The sequence below is a fragment of the Pseudomonas sp. LB3P14 genome, assembly GCF_054898045.1.
In genome coordinates this window covers 1302349-1318397 of sequence record NZ_CM142714.1, presented here as the reverse complement: position 1 = coordinate 1318397, position 16049 = coordinate 1302349, and the positions used below count along the sequence as shown (strand labels likewise).

At 59.2% G+C, this 16049-nt stretch carries 9 protein-coding genes and 3 pseudogenes; 3 read left to right on the top strand and 9 right to left on the bottom strand.

Annotated elements, in window-relative coordinates:
• Window positions 1-79 precede the first annotated feature (79 nt).
• Window positions 80-503: pseudogene (locus ACYZT5_RS06115) on the top strand (ABC transporter ATP-binding protein); the annotation flags it as partial.
• A gap of 263 nt (window positions 504-766) precedes the next feature.
• Here ACYZT5_RS06115 and ACYZT5_RS06110 read toward each other — a convergent pair.
• From ACYZT5_RS06110 to ACYZT5_RS06080, 7 genes and pseudogenes are all read right to left on the bottom strand, one after another.
• Window positions 767-1363: pseudogene (locus tag ACYZT5_RS06110) on the bottom strand (methyl-accepting chemotaxis protein); the annotation flags it as partial.
• 309 nt (window positions 1364-1672) lie between these two features.
• Window positions 1673-2407, bottom strand: a pseudogene (locus ACYZT5_RS06105) (MCP four helix bundle domain-containing protein); the annotation flags it as partial.
• Between the two features lie 188 nt (window positions 2408-2595).
• Entirely contained in the window at window positions 2596-3915 is a 1320-nt protein-coding gene (locus ACYZT5_RS06100; protein ID WP_462050269.1) for an outer membrane protein transport protein, read from the bottom strand.
• 137 nt (window positions 3916-4052) lie between these two features.
• Entirely contained in the window at window positions 4053-5954 is a 1902-nt protein-coding gene (locus ACYZT5_RS06095) for an acyl-CoA synthetase (RefSeq protein WP_462050268.1), read from the bottom strand.
• Window positions 5954-6910, bottom strand: a complete 957-nt coding sequence (locus tag ACYZT5_RS06090; RefSeq protein ID WP_462050267.1) for a fumarylacetoacetate hydrolase family protein — start codon at window positions 6908-6910, stop codon at window positions 5954-5956. The genes ACYZT5_RS06095 and ACYZT5_RS06090 overlap by 1 nt, the downstream gene beginning before the upstream one ends.
• Window positions 6911-7085: 175 nt before the next feature.
• Window positions 7086-8177 (bottom strand): VOC family protein, encoded by a 1092-nt coding sequence (locus ACYZT5_RS06085; protein WP_462050266.1) that lies wholly within the window; start codon window positions 8175-8177, stop codon window positions 7086-7088.
• Between the two features lie 88 nt (window positions 8178-8265).
• Window positions 8266-8880, bottom strand: coding sequence for a TetR/AcrR family transcriptional regulator (locus tag ACYZT5_RS06080; protein ID WP_462050265.1), 615 nt, complete (start codon window positions 8878-8880; stop codon window positions 8266-8268).
• A gap of 231 nt (window positions 8881-9111) precedes the next feature.
• Between ACYZT5_RS06080 and ACYZT5_RS06075 the strand changes: the two genes are divergently transcribed.
• A complete protein-coding gene (locus ACYZT5_RS06075) occupies window positions 9112-10362 on the top strand; it encodes an NADH:flavin oxidoreductase/NADH oxidase family protein (protein ID WP_462050264.1) in 1251 nt (416 codons plus the stop codon).
• 6 nt (window positions 10363-10368) lie between these two features.
• Here the strand turns inward: ACYZT5_RS06075 and ACYZT5_RS06070 are convergent, their stop codons facing one another.
• Complete coding sequence (locus tag ACYZT5_RS06070) at window positions 10369-11016, bottom strand: TetR/AcrR family transcriptional regulator (protein ID WP_462050263.1); 648 nt, start codon at window positions 11014-11016, stop codon at window positions 10369-10371.
• 2 nt (window positions 11017-11018) lie between these two features.
• Entirely contained in the window at window positions 11019-12677 is a 1659-nt protein-coding gene (gene mhpA, locus ACYZT5_RS06065) for a bifunctional 3-(3-hydroxy-phenyl)propionate/3-hydroxycinnamic acid hydroxylase MhpA (RefSeq protein WP_462050262.1), read from the bottom strand.
• A gap of 472 nt (window positions 12678-13149) precedes the next feature.
• Here mhpA and ACYZT5_RS06060 point away from each other — a divergent pair, with 472 nt between their 5' ends.
• A complete protein-coding gene (locus ACYZT5_RS06060) occupies window positions 13150-16047 on the top strand; it encodes an AAA family ATPase (protein WP_462050261.1) in 2898 nt (965 codons plus the stop codon).
• Window positions 16048-16049: the final 2 nt, after the last annotated feature.

Here is a 16049-nt window from a genome sequence, read left to right as displayed (position 1 = left end):
TTGTTCCGGCCTCGGGTTCCATGTCCGCGACGCTGAGTTGCTGCACGGTATCCGCCTGGACATCCGTCGCGGTGAAACCCTTGGCCTTGTCGGGCCCAACGGTTCGGGAAAATCCACGCTGCTCAAACTGCTGGCCGGCGTGCGCGTCCCCAGCCGGGGAGACATCCACCTCAACGGCCAGCGCCTCAAGACACTGTCACGGCGAACCATCGCGCAAACCCTGGCGGTGGTTGAGCAACAGGCCGACACCTTGGATGCCATCAGTGTGTTTGACGCCGTAGCCCTGGGCCGAACGCCGTGGCTGTCGGCCTTGAGCCCGTGGTCGAGTGAGGACGATGCCATCGTCCTGCAGGCGCTGCGCGACGTCGATGCGGCGCACCTGAAAAACCGTACCTGGCAAAGCCTATCCGGCGGTGAACGTCAGCGAGTCCACATCGCTCGCGCCCTGGCCCAGCGCCCGCAGATTCTGTTGCTGGACGAACCGACCAATCACTTGGATATCCAGCATCAACTCGCCATTCTAAATGTTGTACAGGCGCTGCCGGTGACGACATTGATAGCCCTGCATGACCTGAATCAGGCGCTGACCTGTGATCGTTTGGCGGTACTGGAACGGGGGCGATTGGTGGCCCTCGGCAAGCCACTTGAGGTGCTGACACCGCAGCGCCTGCGGGACACGTTTGGCGTGCAGGCGCATTACCTGATCGACCCGTTCGACGGCGCGCAGATCCTGCGATTTCGCTCTGTTTAAGCCGTCCTCAGGACCTTATAGCTTGAACTGCGCTACCAGGGCATTGAAGGAGACGGCAAGCCGCGACAGTTCCTGGCTGGAAGCGCTGGTCTGGTTGGCACCCGCAGCGGTCTGGGTCGAGAGGTCCTGGATGTTCAGCAGATTACGGTCCACCTCACGGGCGACTTGGGCCTGTTCTTCGGACGCCGAAGCGATCACCAGATTGCGCTCGTTGATGGTGACGACCCTGTCTGTAATCTTCTCCAGCGCCGCCCCGGCGCTCTGGGCCAGTTCCTGAGTGTTGGTGGCCAGCGACAGGCTCTTGCCCATGGCAGTGACGGCCCCATTAGCGCCCGATTGCACGGTCCTGATCATGCCTTCGATTTCTACGGTCGAGGCTTGGGTGCGGTGGGCGAGCGCGCGCACTTCATCGGCCACCACCGCAAAACCGCGCCCTTGTTCGCCAGCACGGGCGGCTTCGATCGCAGCGTTGAGCGCCAGCAGGTTGGTCTGTTCGGCGATGCTGCGGATCACGTCCAGTACCTTGCTGACTTCCCGAATATGCCCGGCCAGTTCGGTCACCGTCTCGGTCGACTCGGTGATCTCTTCCACCATGGTGCTGATGCCCATGAGCGTATGGTGGACCTGACTGCGGCCATGAGCGGCGTCTTCGGTCGCGGCATTAGAGGCTTCGGAGGTCGACACGGCGTTGCGCGCCACTTCCTCGACTGCCGCTGTCATCTCATTGACAGCGGTGGCCGCCTGCTGGATTTCATCATTCTGCCGCGTCAGGCCCCGGGTACTTTCCTCGGTGACCGCGCTCAGCTCTTCGGCGGCGGAGGCCAACTGATCCGAGGCGCTGGCGATCTGCTGAAGGGTGTGCTTCAAGCCGCCCTGCATGTCCGCCAAGGCATTGAGCAGTTGCCCCGCTTCATCGCCACGGCGAGTGGAAATGCTCTGTGTCAGATCGCCACCGGCAATTCGCTGGGCACTAGCGACCGCCACCGCCAGTGGGCGAGTGATCATGCGCGTAATTAGAATGCCTAGAGCGACAGCCACCAGAAAGGCGATCACGATCCCGACCAGCAGGATCAGCGTGGAGCTGGCTTCGAGTTCCTGCGCCCCCTCGGCACCTTCTTTGATCTGCCGCTTGTTCGAATCGATCATCACCCGCAGGTAATCGCGGGCTTGAATAAACACGTCAACCGACAACGCGTTCAAACGATTGCGTGCCTGATCAAGATCACCGGCGTCTACCGACTCAAGGACCTTCCCGGCACCTGCCACATAACCGGGCCACAGTTCTTTGTACTTGTCCCCCGCTGTCCGCTCATCAACCGCCAGAGGTGTGGCACGGTAGGTCGCGAAGGCGTCTTCCGCCCGAGCCAGATCCTTCGCCAGGTTCTGGCGAACACGCGTCTTGTCCGCTTCGGACACGTCGCCGGCGTGAGCGTCAAGCAACCGGTAAAGCCCGCGGTTGTGAGCGACCAGGCTGGTCATGGTTTCGTTGATGTTGCCCACTGAGACCAGGCTGTTGGAAAAGGTCAAAGACAGCGCAGTCGCCAAACGGTTGATCCCGACCATCCCCAGCCCACCCACGATTAGGGTGATCAGGGCGCAGGTGACGAACGAGGTCAAAAGCTTGGTCGAAAATTTGGACTGATTCAGAAGGTTCACGTGGCAAACTCGATGGGATTAGAGGTAATAAAAATGGAGAACGACCACTACCGCGAAAGTGTTCGCGGTAGTGGTACTGATTGACAACAAAACTGCATCACCCCGTTGGGATAGTTGATTAAGGATTAAAGGTGAACCTTAAGAAAGGCTCGCGGAAATCGACTCCATTAAAAATGGAGTCCTGTCGCTTAGAACCGATAGGTTGCCTGCACGGAAGCCCCATTCGCACTATTGTCGTAATTGGCACTGTATTCAGGTTGAAGACCAGAGTTGTCCGCCTGCTTCACCGAGACTTTGGAATCCCAGAGATAGCCATAAGCAAAGTCTATCGTCAGGTCGGAATTCGGCGAATAAGCGCCACCCAAGGTCACGGCCTGGCGATTCCCGACCGGAATGCGCACGCTGCGATCGGCATTCCTGATGGGTGATGGATCATAGGCGTAGCCTGCGCGCAGCAGCCATTGCTGGTTCACTTGATAGGAGCCGCCAACTGCGGCGCTCCAAGTGTCGCGCCAGTTCATTTCTTCGATCACAGTTCCCATGCCAGCCGCCTGGCCCACGGGGGAAAGACCGCTGTTGACTGCCTCGACCTTCTGGATCCGGCTCCAACGTTTCCAGGTGGTTCCCAGGTATCCCTTCCAGCGACTATTGAAATGATGCGTGATAGACGTGTCCACGGATTCGGGCATCGTGAGGTCTATCTTGTTGTCATAATTTCCGTCCAGCGGGATAACGCTCGGGGAGCCAGAAACCTCAGTATGCCCCTTGAGTTCATAGTCCACCTTCGAGTGATAGTTAATCCCCCAACTGGTTGCCTCAGTAAAGTCAACCAGGATGCCGACGTTGTAGCCAAGTGCCGTGTCATCGCCTTTGACGGTGACCAGTGTGTCCTCGCCGTTGTTCAGGGCGCCGGTGGCCAGGTAATTCTGAAGCTTGGCATTGAATCGGTTTATGGTCGGTCCGCCACCAATGGACACGTAGTCATTGATCCGATAGGCAATGGTGGGCTGAAGGGTTATTTCCTTGGTCGTGCTATAGGAGCCATGGTAGCGGCCCTGAAAAGTGCTCTCGTAATCATTGATCAGACCACTCGGGGCATAGAGGCCCAGACCAATCGAAAAACGATCATCAAGGGGCGTCGACATGTAAGCAAAAGGTACGACCCCCAAAGGTACCGAATCCCCTTTATTCGTTCCTGCGACACCGCTCTGTGCATCACTGATGTCGTCGCTCACCGAGACGACCGCTGCCCCGCCGGAAATCTCAGGGCGTTTCAGCTTCGTCAAGCCTGCGGGATTTCCGTAGATGGTGCTGGCGTCCAGCGCGGAAGACGACCTTCCCGCATAAGCAGTCCCCGCGCTGCTTGCACTTTGTTCGTTTAATGCAATGCCATTGGCGCTTGCAATTGTAGAGGCGCTGAGGAGTGCCATGGCACTGCTGAATTTAATCCAGACAGCACACTTACGCTGAGTAGATAAACATGGGGTCACCCGGCTATTCAGTTTCATTTTCCACCTCTTGTTTATTGTTTTTGTTGATTGCACGCAGGCAAGGCTTCGCCTTCCCGTGCACTTTCAGTGCTGGTCGGAATTGATCGAAGTTGTGTAAAGGCCCTGACTGAACAGGACCTCGGTGAATCAGGAACTCAATTAAGCCACTCGACTTGAAAGCTATAGCGCCCCAAGAGCGGAGTCAGGACTTCCTGGTTAGCTCCGGCCCGGATGCTGGCGACCAACCCACGACGGTTGTCCTGCACGACTTCAACAGCAATATCCGAAAGCCCCAGGCGCTCCACTTCCTGCTGGACTACTTTGGCAATCTCGCGCTGCTGCAAAGCCGGCTTGAATATCTTGCCCACGGCAGTCAGTGGCAACGCTTCGAGGATTTCAATGCGCTTGGGAACGGCTGCCCGCTCGCTGATGTTGAGTTGAGCGAATGCCTCAAGTTCTTCGGCGCTGCAGGCTTGCCCGGGGCGCAGTTGAACGTAGGCGACCGGCACCTCGCCCGAGTAGGCATCGGGGCTGCCGATTGCAGCGGCCAACGCGACGGCGGGATGCCCCTGCAGAGCCTCTTCAATTTGCTTGGGATCGATGTTGTGGCCGCCGCGGATAATCAACTCCTTCTTGCGTCCGGTCAGCCAGAAGTAACCTTGCGCATCCTGGCGACCCAAATCGCCCGTATTCAACCAGCGCTGACCATCGATATCGATCCAGAGGCCCTGGTTATGACGCTCATCCAGATAGCCTTCGAAGAGGTTCGGACCACTGATCGTGATGAGGCCGATCTCATCCGCGTTGGCGTCGCGCAGGTACTCTCCAGAATCATTGAGCACGACCGCGCGCATGTTCTGGTAGGCGATCCGTATCCCGATGGAGCCAATATGGCGCTCACCATGGGGCGGATTGATTGAGGAAACGCAAGCGCCCTCGGTAAGACCATAACCTTCAAGAATCTTTACCCCGGTCCGGCGCTCGAACTCTCGGAAAAGCTCAGCCGGCATGGGTGCGGCGCCACAGATTGCATAGCGAAGACTGGAGAGGTCGCGGCCCTGCCATTCATTTTGTAAAAGTGCAGCATAGACAGTTGGCACGCCGGAAAAGAGGTTGATACCGAAGTGCTCGACCATCTCCCAGAATCGTGGGATCACCCCCTCACCACGATACCCATTAGGCGTCCCGAGGATCACATGGTCGCCTTGAGTCCATGGCATCAGTCCAGTCACCAGCTGGCCATTGACATGAAATAGCGGCAGGCCACAAAACAGAACCTGGACACCACTGCGTGGCTGCATGTGAGCGTCGATGGCCCATGCATTGAATACTTCAGAGCCATGGGTACGCGCGGCGATCTTGGGGAGCCCGGTGGTGCCGCCCGTGCAGATGTAAGAGGAGGACTCATCCTGACGGATTTGCCGACCGCTCTTCAGGTGTGTGTGCGGCTGAGCATTCATCAGCGATTGCCAATCGTGGATCGCGACGCCGCTGTGTAAGTCTCGTTCCTTCAGTGCCACGGCTTTAAGAGCCCCACGCACAGGTTCGTCGACATAGGGCTCCATGCTGACCCAAACGACAGACCTGATCCCGGGTAACTGATCCAGCTGCGAAGCCAGTTTTGGCCACAGATCGCTGCCTGGAGTCGGCGCGAGCGTCACCACCACGGATGCCTTTGCGGCATTCAACAAGCCAGTGATCTGCTTGGCCTCAAGCAGAGGGTTGATCGCCATGGCGATGCCCGCTGCCTCCCCGCCCCATATAGTGAAGTGGGTTTGCGGCAGGTTGGGCAGGATGAAGGCAATCACCTCACCCGGTTTTATGCCCAGGTCATGGAAGGCGTTTGCCGCGCGGGTGATATCCGCGAAAAGCTGGGAGTAGTTCCACTCGTGGGTGCGCTTGAAATCGCCGGCATCGGCGAAGAAGCTTAGCGCCGGTGCCTCGGGGGTGCGCTCGGCCGCCTGACGCAGCGCTTCATAAGTGCTGCAAGCCAGGCCACGCTCCGACAAGGGGACTCGTTCAAGACTTTCGATGTCATTCAGAGTCTGTACGACCATCAGGCTTCCCCCACGACTCGGTTGCGTTGCACGCCCAGGTCAATCACACCATCGGCGCTGCGAATACGCGCCTCGACCACGTCACCCGCCTTGAGATACTGCGTCCGGCCTTCCTGCGCCTTGAGGAAAAGCTTCCACTTGGTGGCTTCTGGCAACAGGGCTGCAATGCGCATTTTGGCAGGCGAAGGGATCGTCAGGGCACAGCCGGCAGGCGTACCGGTGGCGATCAGGTCGCCAACGGCGAGATCTTGCAAGGCGGAGAGTTCGGTCAGGGTTTCAGCGGGGCCGTAAACCAGGTTGGCCGTGCTGTCGTTCTGTCGCACCTGGTCGTTGACCGTCAGCTTCAGCTGCAGTGCCTTGAGGTAATGCATGTCCTTGGCATCCAGCAGGCACAGGTACGGGCCGACCGGGCCGAAAGTGCGGTAGCTCTTGCCCTTGTAGAACTGCATCTGGGGAATCTGAATGTCACGCGCCGAGTAGTCATTGACAATGACGACGCCTGCAATGAACTCATGCAAATTGGCGTCGGTGACAGCAATAGCGCCGGTGATCGCGCGTTTCATCACAAGGCCCAGTTCGATCTCGTAGTCAAGGAAGCGCACGTGGCGCGGCTTGATCAGGTCGCTGTCAGCCGCCACCAGGCAACTCGTTGCCTTGGTGAAGATCATGTTGAATTTCTTCGCATCCGGGTCCATGCCCGACTCGATCATGTGCTGACGGTAATTGGCGCCTTGGCAAACGAACTGCTGGTTACGGGTCACCGGCGACAGCAGTTTCACTTCGCCCTCCGCAAGCTCCGTACCTTTCAGTTGAGCGAGGTCGTCGATACTGTTCTGGCTAATGAAGTCACCGGTGGTTTCAAAAGTACCGGGGACAACTGTGATACGGCCCTGGCGTAGCACGCCCCAATGGATACCATTCTGAAATTCAAAGCGGACTACGTGTACTGCAGACATTGAAGGCACTCCTGGAGCAGTGTTTTTCCCGTGCTCGATGGCGCGAGAATTATGGTGTTGTTCTGAAGGGGGGCTGGCAACGCTGTAGACCAACGAGCCGCCGGCGATCACAGCGCCGGCTTTGAGCACATCGCGCCGGCCATATCTGGTTGAATTGCCCGACATGGCGGCAGCTCTACCCGAACATCCGCATGAGTGTTATCAACTTGCGAATGGATAAGTCCGGGCTGCGTCGCAGGTTGCGGATCAGCGCACGCACATTCGCGAGGCTCATCTTGGGTTTGGTAAAAGTCTTGGGCATGCGCTGCCCCCACTGCGCCATTGCCTCGGGGCTTACCGGATGAATGCCCGTCGGCCGAGCGGCCGTGAAAATATCCCCGTCGCAGTAATGCTCGTGCTTGTCGCCCCATGGGTCTTGCCAGTAATCGAAGATCTGACTGCCCAGAATGTGTCGGCCGATGCCCCATGAGTGCTCCCAACCGCGCTCGCGCAGGACGCGCTGCCCCATTCCCACGGCGTCTGCATCGACGACCTCATAGGCGCTATGGCTATAGGTCGCCATGAACCCTTGCGCTATCGCGAGCGTATGGTGAGCCGTGGGAGTTTCACCCAGGTCAAGGCGCATGAAGGTGACGATAGGTGTGCCGTCAGGAAGTACCTGCACATCGCTGGGAATAAGCCCGAAATGCTGCGTATACCAGGCACAGGTCGCCTGATAGTCGGCCACTTCGATGACGATGTGGCCCAGTCTAATGACTTCAGGCGGAGCAATTGGCGGGCGCTGCGTGGCGTTGATTCGCGGTTGCTCGTGCGCCAGATTCCAGTGGAGAGGAGCTCTATGCGCCAGCGTCTTGCCTGGAGTCTGGTCGCAAACAGCTTCCACAATGAAACCGGAAGGATCAGTCAGTCTGACGTAATACCCTTTGCCTGGATGTTCGGACGTCTCTAGCGATGACGCACCTGGGATTCGAGTGAGTTTTTTCAGATCCTCTAGAGACTGCACTGCAAGTCCGAACCCAACAAAACGTGCCTGTTCTGCACGATGGACACGGTAACAATATGAAGTGGCTTCGGTGGCACGTAGATAAAGCGTATCGGCGTCCTGCCGACTTACCGTCAGGCCGAAGTCAGTCAGAAAACGCGCCGCCTCGTTCAAGTCCGGCCTTTGAAAGATCAGGTGCGTCAGAGCCTGGGCCTTCACCGTCGGCTGCGGATGCCGGGCGGGTTGTGGTGTCGCCAACCGGTGCAATTCGATTTTGTTGTTCATTGTTCTTGTTTTCCGGGTTTTTAGGGCAAAGCTGTCCCGAACCCCTGAAAAAAAACCAGGGGTTTGTCCAGTCAAGTCAGTTACAAGCTCAGTCGAGAGACGGAAGTGCCGGCAACTCTTTGGTCGCCAGCGCACGAGCCTCCTCTGGCGGCACACCCAATGCCCGCAGTACCAGCTCGGCGGTGTCAGAGCCCGATTCGCGCCACGTTTTGTGCCCTTCCAGCACCAGGAAAATCGAGCCAAGAACACTGCTCGATATGAGCGTCAGTACAGAAAGCAGTTGCTCCTGCTGAAACGTGTACCGGCCACTGGAAAGCCCGCTCAGAAGATCCGTAGTCGCTTGGCTGCTGAACATTTCGCGCAACGAAGAGTTGCTCATGGCGAACTTATGTATGAACGCCCCCCATTGGGACTCCTCGTGCGCTCGACGAATGAAGAATCGAATGCCATTGGCAAGGCGCTGAGCCGGATCGGAGAGGGAATTGAAGCTCTTGTTGACGCGCTCATGCATCTCCCTCGCGAGATGGCTGGCGACCGCCTCGAACAGGCTTTCCATGCTGTCGATGTTGCTATAGACCGTTCCGCGCGCCACGCCGGCCTCTTGCGCGAGGTCGAGGATGTTCACTTGTGAGGTGCCTCTTTCAGCGAACAGGCGAAAGGCGGCTTGATGAATGCGGCGCTGTGTTGGATTTAGGGATTCCACGGTTCTCTCTCCAGGATTACCTTATGACTTGATTGAACACTTGTGTTCATTTTACGTCAACACTATTTTTTAGCCTGTTGGATTTTTTGTCCGAAAACCGGCCTGAAACCTGAAAAATATGGACACCATGATCGATGTCTCCTGGTCAATAAAAGTCCTAGACATTGACACAACTGAACACGCATGTTCAATTATGTGCTGGCCGACTTTATATCAGCTGAAGGACAGAACATGACCGGCTCAAAGCTCTTCAAACCGCTTCGATTGCCTAACGGCACGGTGATTCCAAACCGAATCGCCAAGGCTGCCATGGAAGAGAACCTTGCCAATGAGGATCACGCTCCAGGGGAGGCGCTGGTTAAGCTCTATCGGCGCTGGGCGGAGGGTGGTGCCGGCCTGATCATCACTGGCAACGTCATGGTTGACCGCCACGCCTTGACCGGACCCGCTGGCGTAGTGCTTGAGGACGATCAAAACCTGGCCAAATTCAGGCTATGGGCCGAGGTTTGCCGCAGTCGCGGAGCCCAGGCCTGGATGCAAATCAATCATCCCGGACGGCAGCTATTGGCTTCAATGGGGCAACCGGCAAGGGGCCCCTCCGCAGTTGCGGTCGATATCCCCGGACTATCAAAAGCTTTTGTGCCGCCCAGGGCCTTGAATGAGCAGGAGATCGAGGAGCTGATTGAGCGCTATACCCAAGCGGCGGTGCTGGCGGAGCGTGCCGGATTCACTGGCGTGGAGATTCATGCAGCGCATGGCTACCTGTTCAGCCAATTCCTTTCGCCATTGACCAATCGCCGTGACGACCGTTGGGGTGGCAGCCTGGAAAACCGCGCGCAAATTCTCCTGCAAACCATCGACGCAATACGTCAGCGAGTGGCACCGATCTTTTGCGTCGCTGTGAAGCTCAACTCCGCGGACTTTCAGCGTGGCGGTTTCGATGCTGCGGATGCGGCACGCGTGGTAGAGATGCTCAACGCCAAGGCGGTCGACATGGTCGAGTTGTCGGGTGGCAGCTACGAAAGCCCGGCAATGCAGGGACAGACCCGCGATGGCAGCAGCCTGGCTCGAGAAGCCTACTTTCTCGAATTCGCGGAGAAAATAGGAGAAATAGCGCGCATGCCGCTGATGGTCACCGGCGGCGTGCGTAGAAAGGAGGTCGCGGAGCGAGTGGTTAGCGGCTCAGTGTCGATGGTGGGGCTTGCCACTGCGTTGGCAATCGAGCCGACCCTGCCAAGCCAATGGATGGCAGGCCAGGACACCGAAGTGGAGCCCGTCGTCGTCCGCTGGAAGAACAAGGCGCTGGCCTCGCTTGCAGTGGCGTCGGTGGTCAAGAAGCAGCTCGGCTTGCTGAGTCAGGGGAAAGGGACAAAACCCGGGACGTCACCCCTCATGGCATTGATCGGCAATCAGTTGAAGTCTCGTCGCCAGGCGAAGAGCTATCGGCAATGGATTGATCAAGCCAGACAGATCAAGGATTAAATCAGTTCAGGCCGGTAGCGGCTTGCCGGCGATTCTCCTGGCTCTGGCAGGTGTTACGCCCAGAGCCTGGAGAATCATTTCGGCGACCCGCAGATCGTGCTCCGCCACTGCACGTCCCTCGACAACTGAGCGCATTGCTCCGGTTGTGCACGATAAGACTATGTCCAGGGCGACCCCTTCATCCTCGTAAGCAAGAGTGCCCGCACGCAGCCCCTCACGCAGATCGCCAAGTACATGGGCAGTCAAACGCGAGCGCATTGCCTGGTCGAAATGGATGATGCGCAGCAGCGCATTCGCCCATTGGTGGTCGGCGGCGGCCCGACACACAAACATGCGCACGCCGATCGAAAGCCGCTGAGCACCGCAGCTCACGTCCTTACTCATGGCGGAAATGGCATCGGAGAACTCGGCGGCCATGGCGATGCCCACCGCCTCCAGCACCTCGTCGCGAGTTCGAAAATAGTTGTAGATGGTACCGTTGGATACCGCTGCTTCCGCGGCCACCTCGAGCAGTGCGATCTCCCCCACCTCCTTACGTGCGATAAGACGCAATGCCGCGTCCACCAGACCGCGACGGGTGCGCTCACGCTTCTTGTGACCTCTCGTGAGAGGTTGTGGCGCAGTAGCATCTAAAGGAAGAATGGGGGAATGCATTATCAAGCTCGTAATCTAGTGGGCTCGTTGATGGTAACGGAAACGCTATTGGGAGTGGCGTCTTCGCTCGCTAGCAGGCCCCTGCAGTCTTGAAGGAGACTGCCTGCCTCTGCACCAGGGGCGTGGTGCATGATGATACGGTCGGGACGAACCGCGACGAGCGTTCCTTTGGGAGCCAACGGCAGGATGTCATGGTTCATGTCTTCGATGAAGTCACAGCTGCCGCCGGAGCGTTGGCCGCGTGTTCTGACCTCCAAGAAGTGGCCGCCCATCTTTTCCCAGGAAACGATCTGATCAGTGGTCAGCAGCGACAACGGGTCAACACCGAATCCAACCAGGGTCAGGTGGTCTCCAAGCGCATCGTCGCTCAGTTTGATCTGCTTTTGCATGTTGCGAATCCAGGTTTGGGGAAACAGGCTGCCACGTACCAGCTTGTCGCCCCGACGATGCTGTACGAACAGGCCGTGTTTGAAGGTGTTCTTCGGCTTGATGTCCAACTGTTCGAAGTACTTCCTGGTAGCAGGCGTCAACCCCAGCGAACGCATCAGGCCGTGGATAAAGAAAGCGGCGATCTTGTTCTTGGGCATGACCAGGCGGCCCATGAGTTTCGCCAGATTGATCATCGCCTGGGCATGGGGGCGGCGCTCTACGTCATAGGTATCGAGTATTGCAGGCGCGGCATGGCCGCGAAGGACCCAAGCGAGTTTCCAGGCAAGGTTGGCACCATCTCGAAGTCCCGCTACGAGACCTTGCCCGACAAAAGGAGGCGTGATGTGCGCCGCGTCGCCCGCGAGAAAGACGCGCCCCTTGCTGAATTTGTCGCAGCAGCGCGCGTGGAATCGATACACCGCCTTGCGCTCGATTTCCAGCTCCTGCGGGTTGATCCATGGCGAGATCAGTCGGGCGATGCTTTCCGGGCTTTCCAGCTCTTCCCGGGATTCGCCGGGGTGCAGCATGAACTCCCAACGTTCCCTGCCGCCGGGTGCAGGCATATGCGGCGTTGGGCGCCGCGGATCACAGAGAAACTCAACGTGATCAATCGCTGACTTGTGCCGGTTCTTGACATCGACAATCAGCCAATCCTCCGAATAGGTCTGCCCTTCGAACTCCTGGCCAATCAGTGCTCTGACCCTGGAGCTTGCGCCATCCGCACCGACCAGGTACTGGGCGCGAACGGAATGCGATTGCCCATGCTGATCTCGTACGGAGGCGACGACGCAATCCGACTCCTCGACCAGACTCTCAAGCTCGAAGCCACCAAGACTGGTTACTGACTTCAGCCGGGAGACCTGGCTGCGCATCGCGTGTTCGAGGTCGGGTTGATAGAACGTCACAAGTTTCGGATGGCCATCGATGCACCCCTCAGTATTGGCTCGACCGAACTGCCCGAGTACCGGGGAGTGCATTTTCACTTCAGGGATAACGATCTTCTCGAAAGCGTCTTCCGACAATCCTGCGAGTTGCAGAATGCGCAGCGCCTCGTTGTCCAGAGCAATGGCACGAGGCATCAGTAAGACCTCATGGGTCTTGTCCAGTACCAGGGTCGTTACCCCATAGCGGCCGAGCAGCGCCGCGATTGTCGCACCTACCGGACCATTACCGATGACCAGCACGTCAACGGCGGCGGGAGGCAATTCGGAAACTTTCTTGTTGTTGTTCATCTCGAGCCCTTGTTGTGATTGAAGTCGTGAGACGCGAGGTCTCATCGTCAGGCAATGTGAAAGGTATGCAATATTGAGAGATATTTCAATATTGATGTTTTTGTCATTATTTTTTGGGATCATTGGCAAGCCGCGATGGGCCTAGGGAATGAGGCGAAATGTCAGGCGTCAGCGGACCGCGTTCCGACCGAGTTGGCGAGTGCCGCAGGCGGGTGGCGTGAAGTTGGCGTATGCCAGTTTCCGACCGACGACGCTTGGCTTCAGAGCCGATCAGCGTTGTCATTGGAACAATGGCCAAGAACTGAAGAACGTGACTGGCGTCAAGGGCTCAAGGCGAGCCGAGGCTGGAGAACTGTTGAAAAAAAAGCTGGTCGATAGGACCAGGAAATCGGGCACACACCGGTTTTTAGTATCGAGCCCCATGTGAAGCTTCGCGGCGACATACCCCTGTTTTAGTCTTTAGGAATCAACCGTGGCACGTCCGCAGTCCCATCCGAACCCAGTCTTGCTCTGCTTCGTCGAGTTCGAGCTCGACGAATCCAACGCCTGTTTGTTGCGTAACGGGCAAGCGGTGGCGTTAGCGCCGACTCCCTTCACGTTGTTATGCGTGCTGGCACGCCAGCCAGGATCGCTGGTGACCAAGGATGCCTTGCTTGATGCCGTGTGGGGGCATCGGTTCGTCAGCGATTCGGTGCTGAAGACGGCCATCAGCGATCTGCGCAAGGTGCTGGGAGACGACCCCAGGCATCCTCGCTTCATCGAGACCGTGTCGCGGCGCGGCTATCGCTTCATCGCCCCGCCCTCCTCCGCACCTTCGATGCCGCCTGCATCCGCGACGGTGCCGGCGGCTGGCGCGCCCCCGTCACCGCCATTCATCGGTCGCACCGACGAGGTCTCCAGGCTGCAACGGGCGTGGGAGCGGGCGGATGGCGGCCAGCGTGCCGTGGTCTGGCTCGCTGGAGAACCGGGGATTGGCAAGACCACGTTAATCGAACATTTCCTCGCCAGCCTTGGCGGCATCGCCTGCGCACGCGGCCATTGCGTAGAACACTACGGCACCGGCGAGCCGTACCTGCCGGTGTTGGAGGCGTTAGCCAATCTGTGCCGCAGCGACCCGACCCTGCCGGCGCTGCTGCGCGCCGTGGCGCCGACCTGGCTACTGCAACTGCCGTGGCTGAGTACCGAGCAAGAGCGAGACGCGTTGCGGCGCGAACTTGCCGGCATCGGTCCGGACCGCATGCTGAGGGAAATGGGCGAACTGCTGGACCGCTACACGGAGCATCGACCGCTATTGCTGGTGACCGAAGACCTGCATTGGAGCGATCGGGCGACGGTCCAGTTGATCAACTATGTGGCGCGGCGACGTGGCCGCGCGCGGCTGATGTGGCTGTCGAGCTTCCGTCTCGCGGAGGTTGTGGCGCTCGAGCATCCGCTCAGCTCATTGCGTCATGAACTACGCCTGCAGCGTTTGTGCGAGGAAGTGGTGCTCGACCCATTCTCGGAAACCGAGGTCGCTGACTATATTGCGCTGCGTTCAGCCTCGCTAGCACACGATGAAGCCTTCGTGCGCGCCCTGCACGAGCGCACTGACGGTGTGCCGTTGTTCGTTTCGTCAATCATCAGTGAAGTGATGGACCCAAAGGACGACGAAGCCACCATCGAAGCTCGGCTTGCGGATCTGGCGGTTCCCGAAAACCTCGCGGCCATTATTGATCACTACATTGCCAGGCTTGGGCCGGAGCAGCGTGCACTGCTCTCGGCCGCAGCGGTGTGCGGGGTCGAATTCCGGGTTGAGACGGTTTCACTGGCCCTCGAGCGCGACCTCGCTTCGGTGGCCCACACCTGTGAGGAGCTGATACGCGAGCAGGTATGGCTCATACGGTCGCGGGCCACCGAAGTTGAAGAGACGGTCGAGCTACCCCACTCGTTCCGGCATGCCCTCTTTCGCCAGGTGCTGTATGACCGCACGCCGCGTTCATTGCGCACCCAACTCCATCGCCAGGTCGGCGCTGCCCTCGAACGCGAGCGCACGGCCGGCGTGCCGGTTGCTGCCTCGGAGCTGGCGATGCACTTCGACCGCGCTCGGCTGCCGATGATCGCGCTGCGCTACTACGCCGAGGCCGCAGAAGCCGCGCTACTGCACTTCAGCCCGGACTTGTGCATCGGTCTCACTGAGCGGGCAATGGTCCTGTTGACGCAGGCACCAGAAGGGACGGAGCGCAATGTCCTCGAAATTACCTTGGCCACGCTGCAGGGGGTGTCGGCTTTCCACACGTTCGGTGTCGGTAGCGAAGCCATGAACGCGTTCGAACGCGCGTACACGCTGCTAGCGGATGTACCCGAGCATCCAATGCGCGGGCGCCTGCTGCATGGTTTCGGCTATCTGCTCGGTCTGCGCGGCGACTATGCGCTGGCGCTGGAGGTGGCGGAACGCGCCGAAGCCCTCTCCTGCGACACAAACGATCCGGCGCTCATGCTGGCGGCGTGCATCGTGCAGGGCGAGGTGCATCACCTCCAGGGACGCACACAGACGACCCGCCGTTGGTTAGAGCGCGCCCTCGCGATCGCCGAGCCGCTGGACATCGGGGCAAACAATATCTTTGCGGCTGATCCCCAGGTGATGCTGCACGGCATGCTGGCTATAGAACTCTTGCGTTCTGGTCTGGTTGAGCAAGCTCGAGTCCACCTGCAGCAGGCACGGCTACGCGCGCAGGCGTTGCGCCAGCCCATGACCCAGCTGGTCGCCGCCTGGCAGGAGGTGTTGATCGAGGTGCGCATGGGAAACCACGTGCGTGTGGCTGCGCTGGCCGACGACATGCAGGCGCTGGTCGATGAGTATTCGCTCGCACTGGGGCGTACGGCTTGCCGCTGGTGGCACGGTTGGGCCGACGCGCGCAGCGGCTCCCCGAGCGACGGCTACCGTCGCATCCGCGAAGCCTACGAAGAACACACCGGGCTCGGCATGCGCTCCGGAGCCAGCGAGGTACTCGGCTACGCCGCCGAGGCGCTGCTGCTGGCAGGCGATTGCAATGCAGCACAAGTCGAGCTACAGGAAGCACTTCGGGTGGGCGAGGAACTGGGCGAGCGCGTATACCTGCCGCAGCTATTGCTGCTAGAGGCAGCGATCGCGCGAACGCAGGGTCAGCCCGACGCCGGCAACGCTGCGGTGCGGCGCGCGGTTGAGGAGGCTCGCGCCCAGGAAGCGCCGTGGCTGGAGCTGCTCGCGCTGGTCGAGCTGTGCGAGCACCATGACGCTACGGCCGAGGACCAACAGGCGTTGGCCACACTGGTTGACCAGCTGCCCGAAACTGACGGAACCGAGCTGGTGAAACGTGCGCGCTCGCTGATTCACGCTGCCAAGTTGGCTTGAAG